20 protein-coding genes and 1 pseudogene are annotated in these 19,450 nt (G+C 28.7%); 11 read left to right on the top strand and 10 right to left on the bottom strand.

What is annotated here, in order from left to right; translation table 11 throughout:
- Positions 1–31 precede the first annotated feature (31 nt).
- Both rocF and EBB51_RS07185 read right to left on the bottom strand, forming a co-directional pair.
- Entirely contained in the window at positions 32–928 is an 897-nt protein-coding gene (gene rocF / locus EBB51_RS07190) for an arginase (RefSeq protein ID WP_123053839.1), read from the bottom strand.
- A gap of 323 nt (positions 929–1,251) precedes the next feature.
- Entirely contained in the window at positions 1,252–1,410 is a 159-nt protein-coding gene (locus EBB51_RS07185) for an aspartyl-phosphate phosphatase Spo0E family protein (RefSeq protein WP_123053838.1), read from the bottom strand.
- Positions 1,411–1,861: 451 nt separating this feature from the next.
- On the opposite strand from EBB51_RS07185, the gene glpX reads away from it, so the two are divergent.
- The 6 genes from glpX (at position 1,862) to EBB51_RS07150 (ending at position 7,077) form a co-directional block, all read left to right on the top strand.
- Positions 1,862–2,833, top strand: coding sequence for a class II fructose-bisphosphatase (gene glpX, locus EBB51_RS07175; RefSeq protein WP_123053836.1), 972 nt, complete (start codon positions 1,862–1,864; stop codon positions 2,831–2,833).
- 165 nt (positions 2,834–2,998) lie between these two features.
- Positions 2,999–3,172 carry a DUF896 domain-containing protein gene (locus EBB51_RS07170; RefSeq protein WP_123055007.1) on the top strand — a complete coding sequence of 58 codons (174 nt, stop codon included), beginning with the start codon at positions 2,999–3,001 and terminating at the stop codon, positions 3,170–3,172.
- A 27-nt stretch (positions 3,173–3,199) separates the two neighbouring features.
- Positions 3,200–4,129 (top strand): HPr(Ser) kinase/phosphatase, encoded by a 930-nt coding sequence (gene hprK, locus EBB51_RS07165; protein WP_123053835.1) that lies wholly within the window; start codon positions 3,200–3,202, stop codon positions 4,127–4,129.
- A complete protein-coding gene (locus EBB51_RS07160) occupies positions 4,119–4,667 on the top strand; it encodes a 5-formyltetrahydrofolate cyclo-ligase (RefSeq protein ID WP_123053834.1) in 549 nt (182 codons plus the stop codon). The genes hprK and EBB51_RS07160 overlap by 11 nt, the downstream gene beginning before the upstream one ends.
- A 45-nt stretch (positions 4,668–4,712) precedes the next feature.
- Positions 4,713–5,651 carry a magnesium transporter CorA family protein gene (locus EBB51_RS07155; protein ID WP_123053833.1) on the top strand — a complete coding sequence of 313 codons (939 nt, stop codon included), beginning with the start codon at positions 4,713–4,715 and terminating at the stop codon, positions 5,649–5,651.
- Between the two features lie 25 nt (positions 5,652–5,676).
- Positions 5,677–7,077 carry an aminopeptidase gene (locus EBB51_RS07150; RefSeq protein WP_123053832.1) on the top strand — a complete coding sequence of 467 codons (1,401 nt, stop codon included), beginning with the start codon at positions 5,677–5,679 and terminating at the stop codon, positions 7,075–7,077.
- 77 nt (positions 7,078–7,154) lie between these two features.
- On the opposite strand, the gene EBB51_RS07145 is transcribed toward EBB51_RS07150, so the two are convergent.
- Complete coding sequence (locus EBB51_RS07145) at positions 7,155–7,997, bottom strand: PHP domain-containing protein (protein WP_123053831.1); 843 nt, start codon at positions 7,995–7,997, stop codon at positions 7,155–7,157.
- 199 nt (positions 7,998–8,196) lie between these two features.
- Between EBB51_RS07145 and EBB51_RS07140 the strand changes: the two genes are divergently transcribed.
- Complete coding sequence (locus EBB51_RS07140) at positions 8,197–8,610, top strand: thioesterase family protein (protein ID WP_123053830.1); 414 nt, start codon at positions 8,197–8,199, stop codon at positions 8,608–8,610.
- A 79-nt stretch (positions 8,611–8,689) separates the two neighbouring features.
- On the opposite strand, the gene EBB51_RS07135 is transcribed toward EBB51_RS07140, so the two are convergent.
- The 4 genes from EBB51_RS07135 to EBB51_RS07120 form a co-directional block, all read right to left on the bottom strand.
- Complete coding sequence (locus EBB51_RS07135) at positions 8,690–9,520, bottom strand: methyl-accepting chemotaxis protein (RefSeq protein ID WP_123053829.1); 831 nt, start codon at positions 9,518–9,520, stop codon at positions 8,690–8,692.
- 101 nt (positions 9,521–9,621) lie between these two features.
- A complete protein-coding gene (locus EBB51_RS07130) occupies positions 9,622–10,581 on the bottom strand; it encodes an acyl-CoA dehydratase activase (protein ID WP_123053828.1) in 960 nt (319 codons plus the stop codon).
- The gene (locus EBB51_RS07125; RefSeq protein ID WP_123053827.1) at positions 10,562–11,662 is read right to left on the bottom strand and encodes a 2-hydroxyglutaryl-CoA dehydratase; all 1,101 of its coding nucleotides are present in this window, start codon (positions 11,660–11,662) and stop codon (positions 10,562–10,564) included. Before EBB51_RS07125 ends, EBB51_RS07130 begins: the two co-directional genes overlap by 20 nt.
- On the bottom strand, positions 11,659–12,555 hold the full coding sequence (locus EBB51_RS07120) for an acyl-CoA dehydratase activase-related protein (RefSeq protein WP_123053826.1): 897 nt from the start codon (positions 12,553–12,555) through the stop codon (positions 11,659–11,661). Before EBB51_RS07120 ends, EBB51_RS07125 begins: the two co-directional genes overlap by 4 nt.
- Before the next feature lie 184 nt (positions 12,556–12,739).
- On the opposite strand from EBB51_RS07120, the gene EBB51_RS07115 reads away from it, so the two are divergent.
- Together EBB51_RS07115 and EBB51_RS07110 are read left to right on the top strand one after the other, a co-directional pair.
- On the top strand, positions 12,740–13,078 hold the full coding sequence (locus EBB51_RS07115; RefSeq protein ID WP_123053825.1) for a divalent cation tolerance protein CutA: 339 nt from the start codon (positions 12,740–12,742) through the stop codon (positions 13,076–13,078).
- A gap of 294 nt (positions 13,079–13,372) precedes the next feature.
- Complete coding sequence (locus tag EBB51_RS07110) at positions 13,373–14,353, top strand: tyrosine recombinase XerC (protein WP_123053824.1); 981 nt, start codon at positions 13,373–13,375, stop codon at positions 14,351–14,353.
- A 32-nt stretch (positions 14,354–14,385) separates the two neighbouring features.
- Here the strand turns inward: EBB51_RS07110 and EBB51_RS07105 are convergent, their stop codons facing one another.
- From EBB51_RS07105 to EBB51_RS07095, 3 genes are all read right to left on the bottom strand, one after another.
- Complete coding sequence (locus EBB51_RS07105; protein WP_123053823.1) at positions 14,386–14,874, bottom strand: hypothetical protein; 489 nt, start codon at positions 14,872–14,874, stop codon at positions 14,386–14,388.
- 647 nt (positions 14,875–15,521) lie between these two features.
- The gene (locus EBB51_RS07100; RefSeq protein WP_190285241.1) at positions 15,522–16,106 is read right to left on the bottom strand and encodes a TetR/AcrR family transcriptional regulator; all 585 of its coding nucleotides are present in this window, start codon (positions 16,104–16,106) and stop codon (positions 15,522–15,524) included.
- Positions 16,107–16,119: 13 nt separating this feature from the next.
- Positions 16,120–17,037, bottom strand: coding sequence for a 2-dehydropantoate 2-reductase N-terminal domain-containing protein (locus EBB51_RS07095; RefSeq protein ID WP_123053821.1), 918 nt, complete (start codon positions 17,035–17,037; stop codon positions 16,120–16,122).
- A 113-nt stretch (positions 17,038–17,150) separates the two neighbouring features.
- On the opposite strand from EBB51_RS07095, the pseudogene EBB51_RS07090 reads away from it, so the two are divergent.
- Together EBB51_RS07090 and lexA are read left to right on the top strand one after the other, a co-directional pair.
- Positions 17,151–18,653, top strand: a pseudogene (locus EBB51_RS07090) (Tn3 family transposase); the annotation flags it as partial.
- A 181-nt stretch (positions 18,654–18,834) separates the two neighbouring features.
- Positions 18,835–19,446, top strand: a complete 612-nt coding sequence (gene lexA, locus EBB51_RS07085; RefSeq protein ID WP_123053820.1) for a transcriptional repressor LexA — start codon at positions 18,835–18,837, stop codon at positions 19,444–19,446.
- Positions 19,447–19,450: the final 4 nt, after the last annotated feature.

The raw sequence follows: 19,450 nt of genomic DNA, 5'->3' as shown, positions 1-19,450 counted from the left end.
TGCAAAAATTATCGCACGGCTTAATTTTTTATTATTCAAGATATTTAAATGTCCAGTCAAGTAAATCAATACACATATCTGCTGTTATATCATCTTTATCTAACTTTGGATTAAACTCAACAAAGTCCATTGACTTTACAAGTTTAGTTTGCATCAAATATTTCAAAATATATTTTGCATCCTCTAAATATAATCCATTTTCTACAGGTGTTCCTGTTCCTGGAACTAATGATGGATCCAAACAATCTATGTCAAAACTCAAATGAATGGAATCCACATTATTTAATTTAACTTTGTGAAGAACTTCTTCTAATACTCTACTCATTCCCATATTGTGTACATCTTCTGTAGAATATACATTTAAATTATTTTCTTTTATAAGTACTTTTTCTCCTTCATCTAAATCTCTTGCACCTATTATAAATACATTTTTACAGTCTATTTTTTTGCCTTTATAATATAGGTTTGTTAGTTTATCAAATCCTACTCCCATAGCAGAAGCAAGCGGCATACCGTGTATGTTACCTGTTGGAGTAGTTTTATCAGTATTTATATCACCATGAGCATCTACCCAAATAACAGCAAGATTATTAAAGTATTTACTAGCACCAGATATACTTCCAAGACCTAATGAATGATCTCCACCTATTACGAGTGGAAAGCTTCCAGCAGTAAGTGAACTATAAACTAGGTGAGCTAAATTTGTATTTATATTTGTTATGGGACTTAAATATTTTAAACTAGGATGACATTTATATTTTTCCTCTTCTAATATGTCTTTGACATAAATGTCTCCACAGTCATATACAGTATGATTTTTAGATAAAACTTCTATTATATTTTTTTCACGAAGTTTTTGGGGACCATATTCGACGCCTCTCTTATCACAGCCAAAAAATATTGGTACGCCTATTAGACTAATATTCATTGTCATTACCTCCATTATATATCAATTATCTATATGATATTTGATTATATACCAATTGTAAAAAATAAAAAGTAGTTTTTAAAAAAATACTTAATTTTAAATATTCGTAAACTTTATAAATATTCACTTTGCAGCTTAATATGCAAAATTATATTAAAATATAAATTTATTATTCAATTTATAAAACTTATGTACTATATTAATATGTTAATAGTTAGTATTAGTTAAAGGTATCTTAATTATAATTTCATTAATAATAAAAAATAGTTTGGTAAACTAAATAAAATTATATATTTTATTTAGTTTTAACCATAAATTTTAATTTAGCTAACAAGTTTTTGGTACTCTAAAATAAGCTTGTCTAACTTTTGACTGCAATTCACAACTACGTCATTTGTAATATCATTGTTAGTTAATAAAATATAGAGACTTTCCCTAAGATCATTAATTCTTTTGTCTATACTTTTTAATTCCAAATTCATACTTATTACCTCATCTGTAGTTACATTTTAACAATACTCTTATATTTTAGCAGAGTTTTTTTAAATTTGCAGAACTTTTTTTATCCAAATAGATACACTTTACTACAGAAATAAACATAACTTCTGTAGATAAATTGTTAATTATTGTGTGGAAAAAATGTGATAAACTACAAAAATGCATTTTTGTCTGTTGATACAAAACAGTTTGAAAAAAAGTCTTTTAAAAAAATTTTGTCAAAAAGTTTTTTGACTTTAAAAAAATATATAATTAAATTAATTAATTTGATAAATACTAATTTTATATTGTTAAAGCTTGTTTTATTTAATAAATGTGATATAATAATTACTTGTAATGAGCTTTAATACAAATAAAGAGTATACTAATTGATAATTATTTGTACTATATCAAAAAATATCTAGTAATAATATATTATAAATGGAGGAAAAATTTATGCTCAATATAGATATAGCTATGGGATTAGCAAGAGTTACAGAAGCTGCAGCACTTTGTAGTGCAAAATATATGGGAAAGGGCGACAAAATTGCAGCAGATCAAGCAGCTGTTGATGGCATGAACAAAGCTTTTAGCATGATGCCAATTAATGGGACTGTTGTAATTGGTGAAGGAGAATTAGACCAAGCTCCCATGTTATACATAGGTCAAAAAGTTGGAATTGGCAGCGATGACATGCCTGAAATGGATATAGCAGTTGATCCAGTAGATGGTACTGTTTTAGTTGCAAAAGGATTACCTAATGCTATAGCTGTAGTTGCTATGGGTACTAGGGGCAGTTTATTTCATGCACCAGATATGTATATGAAAAAAATAGCAGTTGGTCCAAAGGCAAAAGGTGCTATAGATATAAATAAGTCACCAAAGGAAAATATATTAAGTACAGCACATGCTCTAAAAAAAGATGTATCTGAACTTATTGTTATTGTACAGGAAAGAGACAGACATAATTATATAATTGATGCAGCCAGAGAAGTAGGAGCAAGAGTTAATCTATTTAGTGAAGGCGATGTAGCAGCTGTATTAGCATGTGGCTTTGAAAATACAGGTATTGATTTGTTTATGGGAACTGGTGGTGCACCTGAAGGAGTTATTGCAGCAGCAGCTATAAAATGTATGGGTGGAGACATGCAAGCAAAGCTGGAACCTCATACTCAAGAGGAGATAGATAGATGTGCACTCATGGGAATTTCCGATGTATCTAAAACTTTATTAATTGATGACTTAGTTAAAGGTGATGATGTTTATTTCGCTGCTACAGGTATAAGCAATTGTGATCTTTTAAAAGGAGTTGTATTTTCACAAAACGATTGGGCTGTTACTAATTCAATAGTTATGAGAGCTAAAACTGGTACTATACGATTTATAGAAGCTCATCATAATATTAAAAAAAGCAGTCTAATAATTTAGTTATAATTTATAAATCTCATATAAAGGGGATATTGTAAAATGAAAATTTTGCAATATCTCCTTCTTTTTTTGTCATATAAAAAAGAAGCATTCACAATTAATATAAATTTTAGTATAATAGTAAACGAATATAAATTTATATTTAATAAATTAGGAGTATATAAAATGAATATTGATAAATTAATACAAAGAATAAACTTTTTATATAAAAAAAGTAAGGAAACTGGACTGAGTAATGATGAAATTCACGAACAAAAAAAATTAAGAGATGAATATATAAATCTTATAAAGGGAAATTTAAAAAGTCAATTAAAAACTATAAAAAAAAGTTCCAATTAAATTAATTAAGTTGAAGGGGGTAAAAAAATGGCTGTAAAAGTTAAAGAACTAATACACGACTTAAACTTAGAGGTCTTAAATGAAGGTAAAGAAAATAATGAAATAACGGTAAGTGACATAAATAGACCGGGACTTCAGTTTTCTGGATTTTACAATTATTATGCTAATACAAGAATACAACTTGTTGGAAAAGCTGAATGGAGTTTTTTAAATGCAATGCAGCCAGATTTAAGACGCAAACGATTAAAAAAATACTTTGAATTTTATAATCCTGCTACAATTATAACGCGAAAATTAGAACCGCATAAGGAACTTATGGAAAGTGCTATCGAAAACGATAGATGGATACTTAGAACAAATAGCATTTCTACAAGATTCATAAGTAAGGTTATGCGATATCTAGATTCTAAACTGGCACCTGAAACAAGGCTGCACGGTGTCCTTGTAGATGTATATGGAATTGGTATTCTCATAATAGGTGAAAGTGGAATAGGTAAAAGTGAAACTGCTCTTGAATTAATAAAGCGAGGTCACAGATTGGTTGCTGATGATGCAGTTGATATTAAAGAAATAGAAGGAAATCTATATGGTACTTCTCCATATATTACATCTGGAATGATAGAAGTTCGCGGTATGGGTATAATTGATATTCCAGCACTTTATGGTTTAAGTTCAATATTAAAGAAAAAGATAATAAACCTTGTTATATACATAGAACAATGGAAGACAGACGAAAATTATGATAGATTGGGTATAGATAAAGAGTACGTAGAAATATTAAACGTACCTGTAAGAAAACTTACTATTCCAATAAGACCCGGCAGAAATTTAGCTGTCATAATTGAAGCTGCAGCAGCAAATTACAGATATAGTTTTATTTCAAATACTAACCCAGTTGATATCATAAGCAAGAGAATAGATGAAGAAGCTAGGAAGAAGGGGCACCTTGAAAAGTAAACTTGAGCTGAGAAAAATAGTGAGTAAAAGGAAAAGTATATTGAGTTATAGTGATAAAGAAAAGTTAGATGGTATAGTATTCAATAAAATTATAAATGATAACTATTATAAAGCATCAAGGTGTATATTCATATTCGTAAGTTATAATGGAGAAGTTGATACACATAGAATTATAAAATATGCACTAAAAGATAAAAAAATAGTGTGTGTTCCAAAAGTAATATCAAAAAAAGAAGGGATGATTTCAGTAAAGATAGATAAATTTGAAGATTTAAAACCTGGAACATATGGTATATTAGAACCAACTGATACTTCAAGCACAATAAATGCATGTAATATAGATATGGTATTTGTACCAGGTGCTGCTTTTAGTAAAAGCTGTGGAAGAGTAGGATACGGCGGTGGATTTTACGACAGATTTTTAAAAAATACTAATGAATGGTGTAAAAAGATAGCATTAGCGTATGATTTTCAAATATTTGATGAAGTTCCCATGGAAAAGTATGATGTATGGATGGATGGAATAATTACAAATTAAGTGTAAACACTAATAGTGGATTTGTATTCACTGGTGGTGTAATTTATGAAAATATTTGATATAGTAAATAACTTTAAGGAAGTTAAACATGAATTTGAGTTGGGTAAAAGTCATTATTGGATACATATAAATGTTAAAGAAATAGATCAATTAAAAAAACTTATTTTGATAGATGAAGAAAGTGTACTTGAATGTAAAAACTTTAATCAATCTTCAAAAATAAGTTTTTTTAACAAATATACCTTTATGGTTTTAAATATATTGGATTATAATAAAGAAACTGTAAATTCCAAAGAGCTTAATATATTTTTGGCTGGAGATTATATAGTTACTGTATATAAGGAAAATATAGATATTCTAGATGATTTGATTAATGATATAAGAAATTTTAAAAATTGTTTTGCTTTAAGGAAAACCCCAAAGGTCTCAATACTACTTTACTACATTCTGGATAGAATAATAATTAATAATTACGATATAATAGCTTCTCTAGAAACTAAAGCAGATGAAATTGAAATAAGTATTTTGAAAAATTTAAAACGTGATCAGATAAACGGTGTAATAAATTTAAGAAGAGAAGTTTATAAAATTAGAAAGTACTTAAGTCCTTTAAGATACATTGGTGACAGTTTAGTAGGCAATGAAAACTTAATTATTGAAAAGGATAATATAATACTTTTTATAAATTTGAATAAAAAAGTAGAAAAGCTTATGCTTACATTAGAAAGTCTTGTACAAGATTTGGCCTTAGTACGTGAAGCCTTTGAATCTGAAATTGCTAATAGAACTAATGAATTAATGAAAATATTTACTATAATTGCTACTATATTCTTACCTCTTAATTTACTTACAAGTATGCATGGTATGAATTTAAAAGGTATGCCATTTGAAAAATTAGACAATGGGTATTATTATATAGTTATAGCAATGATATCAATATCTTTAATTCTTATTTACATTTTTAAAAAAAAGAAATGGATATAAAATAAATGACAAGGAGTAATTAATTATGAGTAAAGATCTAACAAAAAAGTATGAATACGCATGGAACAAATATTCAAAGGATGATATGAAGGAATTATTTGAGTTTTCAGAAAAGTACAAGAATTTCATGTCAAAATGCAAAACTGAAAGAGAATGTGTAGATGAATTTATATCAAGGGCAAAATCAAATGGATACAAGGATTTAAATGATGCTATAAAACAAAATAGATCCTTAAAACCTGGAGACAAAGTATATGTAAATAACAAAGGTAAATCTTTAGCAATGTTTGTAATAGGTGAAAAGAGCCTAGAAGAAGGCATGTGTATATTAGGTGCTCATATTGATTCACCAAGACTTGACTTAAAACAAAATCCTCTATATGAAGATACAGATTTAGCTATGTTTGAAACTCATTATTATGGAGGAATAAAAAAGTATCAGTGGGTTACTCTTCCTCTTGCAATTCATGGGGTTATAGTAAAGAAGGATGGTAGTAAAATTAAAGTCTCAATTGGAGAAGATGAAAATGATCCTGTATTTGGAGTTTCTGATCTTTTAATCCACCTTGCACATGACCAAATGGAAAAGAAAGGTGATAAGTTAGTTGAAGGCGAAGATTTAAATATTTTAATTGGCAGCATACCTGTTAAAGATAAGGATACAAAACAAAGAGTAAAGAAAAATATTTTAAAATTATTAAATGAAAAATATGATATTGTAGAAGAAGATTTTGTATCATCTGAGTTTGAGGTAGTACCAGCTGGAAAGGCTAGAGATTATGGACTTGATAAGAGTATGGTAATGGCTTATGGTCATGATGATAAAGTTTGTGCATACACTTCCTTTGAAGCTATAATGAAAATAAATAATCCTAAAAAAACTTGTGCAGCACTATTTGTTGATAAAGAAGAAATAGGTAGTGTAGGTGCAACTGGTATGCATTCAAAATCTTTTGAATATGCTGTTGCAGAAATAATTAATTTATGTGGAGATTATAGTGAATTAAAATTAAAAAGAGCCCTTGCAAGTTCAAAAATGCTATCATCAGATGTAAGTGCAGCTTTTGATCCAAATTATCCTTCAGTTATGGAGAAAAATAATTGTGCTTACTTTGGAAAAGGAATAGTATTCAATAAGTATACTGGAGCTAGAGGTAAATCAGGTTCAAATGATGCAAATCCAGAATACATTGCAGAAATAAGAAGTATAATGGATAAACATAATGTATCGTGGCAAGCTTCCGAACTTGGTAAGGTTGATCAAGGCGGTGGAGGAACTATAGCTTATATACTAGCAGAATATAATATGCAGGTTATAGATTGCGGAGTTGCTCTTTTAAATATGCATGCACCTTGGGAAATAGCAAGTAAAGCAGATATATATGAAGCATTTAATGGATACTATGCATTTTTATTAGAAGCTTAAGTTTAGATGTCTTTCCATCAAATTATTTTGATTTTAAAAAAATAATATGATAAGCTAGATTCGAAAACTAGACAGTATTATATTTTACTGTCTAGTTTTTTTAAAAATATATCTATATCTTTAGAGTTTAAGAATACTTTTCCTATTTTTTGTGCATGATTTGAGTCTTTTTTTACTATACCATGGAAATCTGAACCTGCAGTAATTATTTTATCATATTTTAAAGCTGCCTCTTTGAACATTTTTACTTGACCTTTGGTATTAGCAGGATATATTGCTTCTATTCCATCAAATTGCATCTGATAAAGTTCTTCCAAGTTTAAGTTTTCTATTAGTACAGGATGTGCTAAAACTATGAGTGCATTGTTTGATTTAAGATACTTTATTCCATCTTCTAAGTTCAATTTCTTATTTGGAACATACGCTGGACTATTTTCTCCTATTAAATACTTAAATATATAACTCCAGCTATAATTATATCCTTCATTTATGATTTCTGCTGCAATATGTGGTCTTGCAATAACTCCATGTGCCTCATTTAATATCTTATCAAAATCAAGTTTTATATTAAAAATTGATTCAAGATTTTCCACAATCTTTTTAGCTCTATAAAGTCTATAGTCACTCATTTCTTTTAAATAACTTTTAAAACTTGAACTTATCTGTTCTGTACTTTTAAAATACCCAAGAATATGAACTTTTTCTTCTTTGTATAAGGTGGATAATTCTATTCCTGGGATTACCTTTACTTTTTCTATTTCTCCGAACTTTAAAGCTTCTTCTAGACCATCTACAGTATCATGGTCAGTTATAGATAATATATCTACACATTCTGACTTAGCCATCTTTATAATTTCTCCAGGAGTAAATTTCCCATCTGAAGAATTAGAGTGTATATGGAAGTCTCCCTTTTTATACAAAAAATCACCTACTTATCTAGTTAAGATATTTACTATAACATTATAAACTCTTTAATATATTTTTTGCAAAGATTTCTGCATATAATTTGCTAATTTCAAATAATTTTAAGTTTTACATAATAAGTAGTAAAATGTAATTGTATTTTTAAAATCTATATATACTAATTAATTCGAAGAATAGAGTAGGGGGGTGATTTTTTTGTATATAGATAAAATAAGTTTAGTAGTTAGGTATGCCGAAACTGATAAAATGGGAATAGTGCATCATTCAAATTATTATATTTGGTTTGAAATGGCAAGAAGCGAATTTATAAAAAAAATAGGCATTAATTATTCAGAACTTGAAGAAGAAAACATAATGATGCCTCTAGTAGAAACACATTGTAAATATTATGAAGGCGCAAAGTATGATGATAAAATAAGAATAGAAACTAATGTAGATGAATTAACACCAGTAAAAGTTATTTTTGCATACAATGTAATTAGAGAAAAAGATAATAAGTTACTAGCTAAAGGTAAGACTGTTCAAGCTTTTGTAAACCAAAACTTTAAAATAATTAATTTAAAGAAAAATTATAATGAGTTGTGGGAAAAACTTCAATTGCTAAAGTAAGAAAATAGGGTAGGGGTTAAGTAATATAAAATTTAATAAGAAATGAGTTTAAGTTTTTATTTAAACTCATTTCTTAGATTTATTTAGCTAACTTTTCAAGTTCAAGGACCATTGAATCTAAATTTTGTATTGATCCGTCCATTCCTTTTAACTGCTCAAGTTGATTTCCAAAAGTATCCGTTGTACTAGATATACTCTCTGCTATGTTATTTATAGAATTATTTATTTTAACTAATATTTCATTAATTTCATTAATTGATTTACTACTTGAGCTGGACAATTTTCGTATTTCACTAGCTACAACAGAAAATCCCCTACCGTGTTCACCAGCTCTAGATGCTTCTATTGCTGCATTTAACCCAAGAAGATTTGTTTGAGAAGCTACTCCTTTTACAAAGTTAATTACTTCATCTGAATTTTTAGCATTATCTTGTGCATCTTTTACTTCTGCCAAGATTTTGCTATTATTAGTAACTGTGTCTTGAATTGCAGAGTTTATTGCCTTTAAAACTTGTGATATACTACCAACTGAATCCAATAAGTTTTGTGATAATACTTTAATTTCATTAGTTCGTTTTAAAGACTTTACCAAAACTATGCTTCCAACTGTATTATTATTTTGATCTTTTACAGGAATCCCAATTGCCTTGATTTTAACTCCAAATACCTCTTTGGGTACTATTAAAGATGTAACTTTTTTAGCCTTAATACATTCATATGCAGCTCCTCCAGGTCTTAATTTATCACCAGCTTTGGCGTTCATATTTATGTTTTTACTATTTACAACTTTTATAAAATGATCCGTGGTTGACATTGTAAAAGCAATTTCATCTTCGAAAAAATTTTGCATGTAAGGAATAAGTTCATTAAAAGCCTTTTGTAATTTGTTTTTTATTGTCTCATCATCCATATTGTTATCCCCCTGTATTATAACGTTATAATTTGTAATAAAATACTGTACATAATACTATAATAACACAAATGAATAAAAATATTTAAATCGATATTTGTCTAAACAGCCTTACGATTACTCCATTTCCCACATCTATCTCCCAAAAATCCTATAATACTTTCTTTGGCTAAAAGTTTTACTACTTCACATCTATTGGGGCAGCCAGTACATTCGAAATTTTTAGAATCAATATTTGTGTCTGCAATGTCAAACCCTTTAAATTTAGTCTTATTGCATGTTTTTTCTATATATTCTTTTGATAAAATTGCTGCACCCAAAGCACCCATAACTTTAAAATTATTTGGAACCGTTATCTCTTGGTTAAGTGTTTTTTCAAATGCAGATTTCATACCTACATTTGCTGCAACTCCTCCTTGAAAAAATACCTTTGATTTTATATTTTTGCCCCTTGCTAAATTATTTAAATAATTTCTAACTAGCGCATCACAAAGGCCTTTTATTATAGCTTCTTCACTATATCCTAATTGCTGCTTATGTATCATATCTGATTCTGCAAATACAGCACATCTTCCTGCTATTCTAACAGGCTCTTTAGACCTTAGAGCATAATTTCCAAACTCTTCTATTGGTATACACAATCGTTCAGCTTGCCTATCTAAAAAAGAACCTGTTCCGGCAGCACATACAGTATTCATTGCAAAGTCAGTTACTATACCATCATTTAGCAAGATTATTTTAGAGTCTTGACCTCCAATTTCAATTATGGTTCTTACATCCTTATCAACACTTAAAGCAGCTATTGCATGTGATGTTATTTCATTCTTTGTTATATCAGATCCTATTAAAAATGAAGCTATTTGTCTTCCACTTCCTGTTGTTCCAACTGATGCTATTTCATTATTTTTATACTTATCCTTTAATATTTTAAATCCATATTGTATTGCATCTATTGGTCTTCCTTTTGTCTTTAAATATAGTGAATCAACTATATTCATATCCTCATTTGTAATTACTACGTCGGTACTAACAGAACCAACATCAACTCCCATGTGATACATTATTTTCTCTTCTCCTCTCAAGTAAATCTAAAAATGCTTCTATTCTAGTTAAGTAACCTGCTTCTCCAGTCATTTCATCTACTATTAGTGTCATTATTGGAAAGTCATTATTTCTAGACACTGATGGTAATATTGACTTTGAAACGATTTCTGGCATACATCCCATAGGCAATATTTGAATAGCACCATCAAATCCATCTTTCTTTGCAATTAGCGATTCTCCTACACATTCTCTTGCATAACCACCTATTGATAGGGGAAGATATTCTTTCGATGCTTTCCTTATATCAATAGAATTGAGGTTGAATATACTTAGTATAGTATTCTTAATCCACCAACTAGGACTCAACCTTCTATAAGAGCAAACTTCATAATCCATAAGTTTATCTTCTATATAAAGATTTGCAAATGGTTCTATTATAGTATATATTTCTCCTACAATTGCTATTTTAAGTGGTTTCTTCTTTTTATTTAAAGGTGCCTTTCTTATCATAAGGTCATAATGTTCAAGTAATTTTAACATACTATAAGGATCATTACAGTCATAAGCTTTTTTGATGCATTCCTTAAAAATATTCTTATACCAGCCTCTTTTCATCTCATATCCTGCAAATAAATGGACATTTCTCTCTATTTTATCTAATAAATTTATGATCTTATTTGCAGTATACAAAGTCCTTAACTTTTCTCTAGTATCAACTGAGCTGCTAGAAGAAATTTTATATAATCTATTCAACAATTCTTTTATTCCTATTGCAGATGGCTTATCTAGCACAATAATGTTTAAGCCATATCCTAGTTTTTTTAATATATTCATCTGTAGTTCGCAGTATTCTCCAAACCTACATGGACCGCAGCTTCCAATAATGAGTATTGTATCAGCACCTTGTTCTATACTTTGAATATAATTGCCAATCATAATTTTAAATGGCAGGCATATTTCTTCTGGAGAATATCTAGTTCCTATTTCAATAGCAGTTTTATTATTTATAGGAGGAATTACATAATCTATGCCCAAACCATCAAAAATTGCTTTTACAGCAAGATAGGTATATCCAAAGTGGGGAAAAGTTATTTTCATCTATATTTTCTCCTTTCTATCATATCTGCAAATGCTTCCAGTCTAGTATTAAATCCAGCTTCACCCGTATGTTCATCTATTTTTAATACCATAATAGGGAAGTTGCCTAATTTATTTTTAATTAGTTCCACTACTACTGAATCAATGCCGCATGCAAAAGAAGATACATATATTATGCCATCAACCATTTTATTTTTGGCCATATATGTAGAAAAACCATAAGAATTTTTAGCAAATGTCCAAAATGGCTTTTTTAAAAGATCCTTAACTTGAAGGTTTATTATACTCCTATCTAATTTTTCTTCAGTTACTATTCCTATACCAAGACGTTTTAATTTATTTACTATATCCATATTACTAAAGTTATCATATAAATTATACGGGTGCCCAACTAGAGCAATTTTCAAATTGCAATCATTATCATTTACGCCAAATATATGTCTTTTTTGTTCTAATATTGCAGCTTCATAAGCCCTTTGAATTTTAAAGTAGTTTTTAGTAAATAAAAATCCAGTATTTAAAATCCACTTATTTAAACTTTTTTTTGAAAAAGCATAAATAGGGTAGGTTATGGTTTTAGGCATATTAGGTACATCATTTATTACCATTTCAGGCAGTCCACAGAATTCAGGGCAAATAAATTCTTCTTTTTTTATTTTCATAATACGTGGTATTAAAATAATGTCACATTTATCTCTTAAATATGCAATGTGCCCATGAAAAATTTTAATGGGTAAGCATGCTTCACCAATACAAAATTTTGCTCCCATATCTAATATTTTTTTATTAGTATCAGGGGAAGTTACAACTTTTACATTAAGCTTTTTAAAAAAAGTATTTATAAAAGGTGAATATCTACAATACAACAATCCTTTAGGAATTCCAACTATCATTTATAAAAATCTCCTATATCTTATTCTTTTGTATATTTTTAACCAAAAATGCTAGTTTTATTCAATTATTAAGAAATTTCACACAACTAAATGTCATAGACATATTTAAAGCAGTAGGGTATAATTTTGATAGATAAAATTAATATCAATAATTTAAAATTCAATGATAGAAGGTGAGCATTTAATGGATTTTAATTTTGATAATGTAAAGGTAGAAACATATATTCCAAAACAATATGTGGATAGCTTGCGAAGTCACCTTAATGATATAGGTGCTTTAACTATTGATGAAAATTATGATAATTGTATTTCTGTTTCAGAAACTACAGGATACTGGAGACCTCTAGAAGGTGCTAATCCTTTCAAGGGAACTGTTGGTCAAATATGTAAATCAAAAGAATGTAAATTAGAGTTTTGCTGCCATAAAGGTTTAATTGAAAAAGTTTTAATTGAAATTAAGAAAAACCATCCATATGAACAACCAGTTATAAATATAATCCCAATAATTAATCCTCAATTTTAAAATAACACGATCTCTGTAATTTTAAAAATAAAATTTTAAAACCAATGTAAATGTAGATTTCTATAAATGCAGCAATTTTATTTTTTATAAAAAGATTATACTTGATTTGACATATTTTTCAATGTAATCAAATTATATTCAAATGATTTAATGATTTGTACAAGCTATGCATACTAAATCAAAATTTACAGTATATATTACTTGTATGTACTGCAAATTTGCTTTATTTTATTATATACAACTTCGCTAAATATACATTTAGCGAAGTTGTATTGAGAATAGGAGACTAATATTATGAATTATAGGTTAAATAATATATATAATCCTGATCTTCCTGAGTATTTAAATGACTTTCTAAATTATTTAGGAACTATAAAGGGTAAGTCTAAAAACACCACATCAGCATATAAGTCAGATTTGACTATGTTTTTTAGATTCATGAAATTGTATAGAGGTATGGTGCCAAATAACTGTGATTTTGAAAAAATAAAAATAAATGACATAGATGATGTTTTTTTAAAGAAAATAAAATTAAATGATCTCTTTGCTTTTATATCATTTGCTGAAAATTATAGAAACAATGGGAGTTATGCAAGGGCAAGAAAAGTAGCTTCTATTAAGTCTTTTTTTAAATATTTATATGGCAAGGCTAAAGTTATATCCGATAATCCTGCTTTAGAACTTGAATCTCCAAAAATAGAAAAAAGAAATCCAATTTATTTAACCTTAGATGAAAGCAGGAATCTTCTAAACGCAATTGATGGAAAGTATAAAGAAAGAGATTATTGTATAATCACTATATTTTTAAATTGCGGTTTAAGACTTTCAGAGTTATGCGGAATAAACATTTCTAAAATCAAAGGCGATATATTAGAAGTAATAGGAAAGGGGAATAAAGAAAGAACTGTTTATTTAAATGATGCTTGTTTAAAAGCAATTTCTTCATATTTAAATATTAGAAATAAGAAGATAGATAAAATAATAGATAAAGATGCCCTTTTCATAAGCAAAAATTATAAAAGAATCAACAAACGTTCCGTAGAATTGATGTTAAAAAAATACTTAGCAAAAGCTAACTTAGATACGCAAAAATATACTCCTCATAAATTAAGACATACAGCGGCAACTCTTATGTATAAATACGGAAATGTAGATATAAGAAGTTTACAAGAAATACTGGGCCACGAAAATGTATCAACTACTCAAATATATACTCACGTTGACGATGAAGAATTAAGAGAAGCTGTAAAATCAAATCCTCTAAGTAAAGAATAGCAGCTGATAAAAATATCAGCTGCTGTCCCCTATTAATTTTTATATCTTTCATTTTTAAATCTTATAAGCCCAGGAAATTCTTCAAAAGCAACTTCGTCGAGTTTCTTTATGTCTTTAAGTAAATCATTTAAGCCTTCTACATCATCTATATATTCTATGTTTGGTTTCCAGTTATTTGAAGAATCTACATCTGTATGTATTTCTTCGTCTTTAGTATTATCATTTTCAATTTCTTTATCTGTACATGTTTTTTTATCTTGACAGTTGAGTCCAGTGTTTGTACTTTTTATTGCTGTATTTACCATTTTTACTGAATTTTTTGAACTTTCATCTGTATCTAATTTTTCATCACCCATGACAACTTCATCAATCTTTATAGCTTTCATATCATATCCCCCTTCTTCTAGACATTTTCCACAGTTGTTACATTTCTTACTTGGATCTATATCGCATCTATCACATTCACCACAATTATTACATAGCTTATTGTAATCAAATATGCAATATCCATTTTTACTCATTATTATACACTCCCCCTCCAAATTAAATTATTTTATAAGTTGATTCTTACTATCTATTATTATATATAAAAATAATCAAATTTAACAGTAGTTTTGCACAATTTATTTAATATTTACATAAAATATTTATTTTGTATGTTTTTCAATATAATGTAATACAAATATTTACTGCATTTTTATATTATACTATATAGGGGTGCAGCCAACATTTCCGACAAATCCCACGTTAAAGAATTAAGTTCAATGGACTTGCTTATAAGTCTTATAAGCGGCAGCTTTATAAGTGTCTTTTATATTATAAAACCATTACCACAGATAAAGTACTAAAACACTGAAATTTTATATTTTATGGTATATTCATGGATAATACTGCCTTAATGTGAGTAAAAACTCTTAGTTTTATGATTTAACATGAATTTTGCTGAAAATGTCGGTTCTTAACCCAATATAATAATTTTCTTACTTTGATTTTTAATAACTCAATTATAGTTGAGTTATTTTTCCTGATATAAAATAATCGTCAATTAATTTTTCAACTAACCTTTTATTTGCCTAAGCTTGAGCCACTGATGTCCAAATAGTTAAAAACAATTTGGACACATCTTTATTTTTAGTATTTATTTTAGATATTTTTTCATCAAGAGTGCTTAATTTATATGTGATTGAGTAAATTTATTAATTATAATTTGTAGTTCTGCAAGGAGTGCTTCAGTTGAGATGTCAGCACCGGTTACTCCAAATATTGCAAACACAATACTATTTGCTCTGGCTCTAGTATCATGGATACAAAAGACACCTTCTTTACAACCATCATCTAACAGCTTTTGAAAGGGCTCACACAGTTGATAAAACGTTTGAATCCTAATCTGATCAAGAAGAAAACGAAATTTTTCATAATCTCTCTGGTATCTTATCAATTGAGGTTTGACATTTGAAAACTGCTCTGAGCACAGTTCTATAATTTTGTGCAAACGTTCCGTTACAGAAACATCCTGATTTTCAATAATCTTTGTAACGTATGGTATAAAGGAATCACCCTTATGATTTAGCACTGCTTCCATTAACTTTTCCTTACTATTATAGTAGTGAAGAACTGTTCCCCTTACTACCCCTACTTCTGCGGCAATATCGTCAATCGTTGTTCTAAAGTATCCTTTTTTTAGAAATATTTTTTGAGCAGCCTGTACTATTTGCTTTTCTCTTTGTTTTGTATCATTGATTCGTTTCGTCATAGATTCCTCCTTATTATTTAGATGGTATGTATTTTTCAAGAACATCTGCATTGGGTGTTCTCACCATTGCATTTGCTAACAATTCTCGGAACTCATCATTTAATTTTATCATCTCATTCTTACCATTTTTTGCATGATCGCATACGCACAGATCTCCAAGTGACGTATAGCAACACAATTTTAAAAACATATAACACTTGATTTTTTTCGAGGTAACAAATTCGTAATCACTCTTCGGCAACACCTCATACCCAAGTTCTTTTAACACATCATAATACTCTCTTACAGAATCTATAATTTTATACAAAACCATCTTATTTCTCTTGATTTTTCTATAATTATACCCTGTATAATATGCTGCATATACAAACGGAAGAATCAATGCTGCATGACTTTTTAGCCAATCATCCATTTTATTTTCAATGGTAAGTCTCATTTTTGTTCCCTGAAAAATGCTCTTTATCCATTCATCACTTTCATGAGAATTATCTATTCTTCCAATCGTCATTTCATTTAAATAAAAAGAATCAACATATTTATTGGTTCTTTGCCCAGCTGCACTAAAGAATCCAAAAAATACGTTTTTCTCTTTCAATAGATCTAAATACTCTTTTGCATTTGTATTGTTCCCAATAAAAACAATATTTCTACTCGAATTCTTATTTAAAATCGGAATGATACTTCCAAGTTGTGTATATTTCAAAGCAACAAAGATTACATCATAGAAATCCTGATCCGTCAAAGAATTAATCACACATATTTTATCATTTGTATTTTTAATCTTAAATTTATGTCTGATTGTTAGCCCATTCTGTTTAATTTCCTCATACCAACTTCCTCTTGCAAGAAGCGTTACATTCTTTTTGGATTTATAGAGTAAATGTGCTAAATTACATCCTAACACTCCTGCACCATAAACAAGTATTCTCATAATTGCGTACCTCCATTTTTCATTTATTATGTTGGTTAGTCTTGACAAGCTTGATTATAATCTCTTATTGACAAATAGTCAATAAGAGATTATGAAAATCAGTAGAACTAGTCTACGAAGAATATTTATTATCTTATGATGAATGGAACATAGCTAAACAAGCAGGCACAAAACTTGCTGTAGATCTTAATGTCAAAAAATATATTACAGAAAGATTAGAATCATTAAATGACAAATTAAAATGGTTCTCAAAAAACATAGATAAATTGGAAGATGTAGTTATTGAAAATTCAAAAATACATATAGATAGATTAAAAAAAGATACTCCGCCTGAAGCAATGCAATTAAGTCAAAAACTTTATAAGATGATACCTAGAATTAAGCTTCCTGATCTACTTTTAGAAGTATCAAAATGGACAGGCTTTGATAGGAGTTTTATTCATGCTTCAACTGGGAATTCTGCTAAAGGTGAAGAAAAAACAATTCTTATGGCAGCTCTAATGGCTATAGGAACTAACATAGGATTGTCAAAGATGTCAGACTCAACGCCAGGCATATCTTATAAACAAATGGCAAATTCAGCTCAATGGAGGTTATATGATGATGCCATGAAAAAAGCACAAGCTACATTAGTTAATTACCATCATAAATTATTTTTGTCAGCATTTTGGGGTGATGGTAGTACTTCATCAAGTGATGGTATGCGTGTACAGGTTGGTGTTTCATCCTTATATGCTAATGCTAATCCTCATTATGGGACTGGTAAAGGTACAACAATGTACAGATTTGTAAGTGATCAATTTTCAACATTCTATACAAAAGTAATAAATACTAATGCTAGAGATGCAGTTCATGTAATTGATGGACTTCTTTATCATGAAACAGATTTAAATATTCAAGAGCATTATACGGATACAGCAGGTTACACTGATCAGGTTTTTGGATTAAGTCACTTATTAGGATTTAGGTTTGCCCCTAGAATTAGAGATATATCAGAACTTAAATTATATTGCGTTGGAAAAGCTAGCAATTTTCCTAAAATAGAAAGTATTGTAAATAGTCATATAAATATTAAAATTATTGAAGAAAACTTTGATGATGTTTTAAGATTAGCACATTCAATAAGGGAAGGGAAAGCTACTGCTTCACTTATAATGGGAAAATTAGGTTCTTATGCTAGGCAAAATGCTTTAGCCACAGCTCTTAGAGAGATGGGAAGAATAGAAAAAACTATATTTCTTTTAGATTATATAACTAATGAATCCCTTAGAAGACGTATACAAAGAGGACTTAATAAAGGTGAAGCTATGAATGCTCTTGCAAGAGCTGTATTCTTTGGAAAACGTGGAGAATTTAGAGAACGTGAATTGCAGGATCAACTTCAAAGAGCAAGTGCTTTAAATATTTTAATAAATGCAATAAGTATTTGGAATACTACATACTTACAAAAAGCAATAGACTACATAAAGCAAAATCAGACAATTGATGAAAGCTTACTTAAACATATATCTCCATTAAGCTGGGAACACATTAATTTACTTGGAGAATATAATTTTGATTCTAAAAATATTCCTGAATTTAATGAGCTAAGACCATTAAATATAACTAATCCATGATATGTCTTAGAGTGGGTGAAAAGTTGAATTTTCACCCATTTTTCGTCTTAGCGTGGGTTTTGTCGGAAATGTTGGCGGTACCCAATATAGTAAAGGCTTAATCACTAACAGAACATAAGTTTGATATTTATATTATTATGTGATATAATTCAAAATATAGTAAGTTAGTGAGGTGTTCTTTATGGCAAGGATTAAAAGTAATAAGCAAATAGAAATATATGAATTTATAAAAAGTCATATACGGCAAAAAGGCTACCCACCATCTGTAAGAGAAATTGGTGCAGCAGTTGGATTAAGTTCTACCTCTACAGTCCATGGTCATCTTGAACGTTTGGAGAAAAAAGGACTTATAAAAAGAGATGCTACAAAACCAAGAACTATAGAAGTTGTAGAAAATTCAATGAGCAGAAAAGAAATGATAAATATACCTATTATAGGAACAATTACTGCAGGTGTTCCTATATTAGCTGTAGAAAACATAGAAGATACTTTTCCATTACCAGCAGACTATGTTAAAAGCAGCAATCAATTATTTATATTAAAAGTATCTGGTGAAAGCATGATCGATGCAGGGATATTTAGTGGAGATTTTTGTATAATAGAAAAAACTAATTCAGCTGAAAATGGTGACATTGTTGCAGCTTTAATAGAAAATGAAGCTACTTTAAAGAGATTTTTTAAAGAAAAAGATCATATAAGGCTTCAACCCGAAAACAAAACAATGAAACCAATAATCGTACAAGATTGCAAGATTATTGGCAAATTAGTTGGTCTCTACAGACGCTATCTATAAGTTT

Origin of the sequence: Clostridium sp. JN-1 (assembly GCF_003718715.1) — a bacterium.
GTDB lineage: Bacteria > Bacillota > Clostridia > Clostridiales > Clostridiaceae > Clostridium_AV.
The sequence above is the reverse complement of the archived record's forward strand: the minus strand, read 5'-3'. Positions and strand labels throughout refer to the sequence as shown.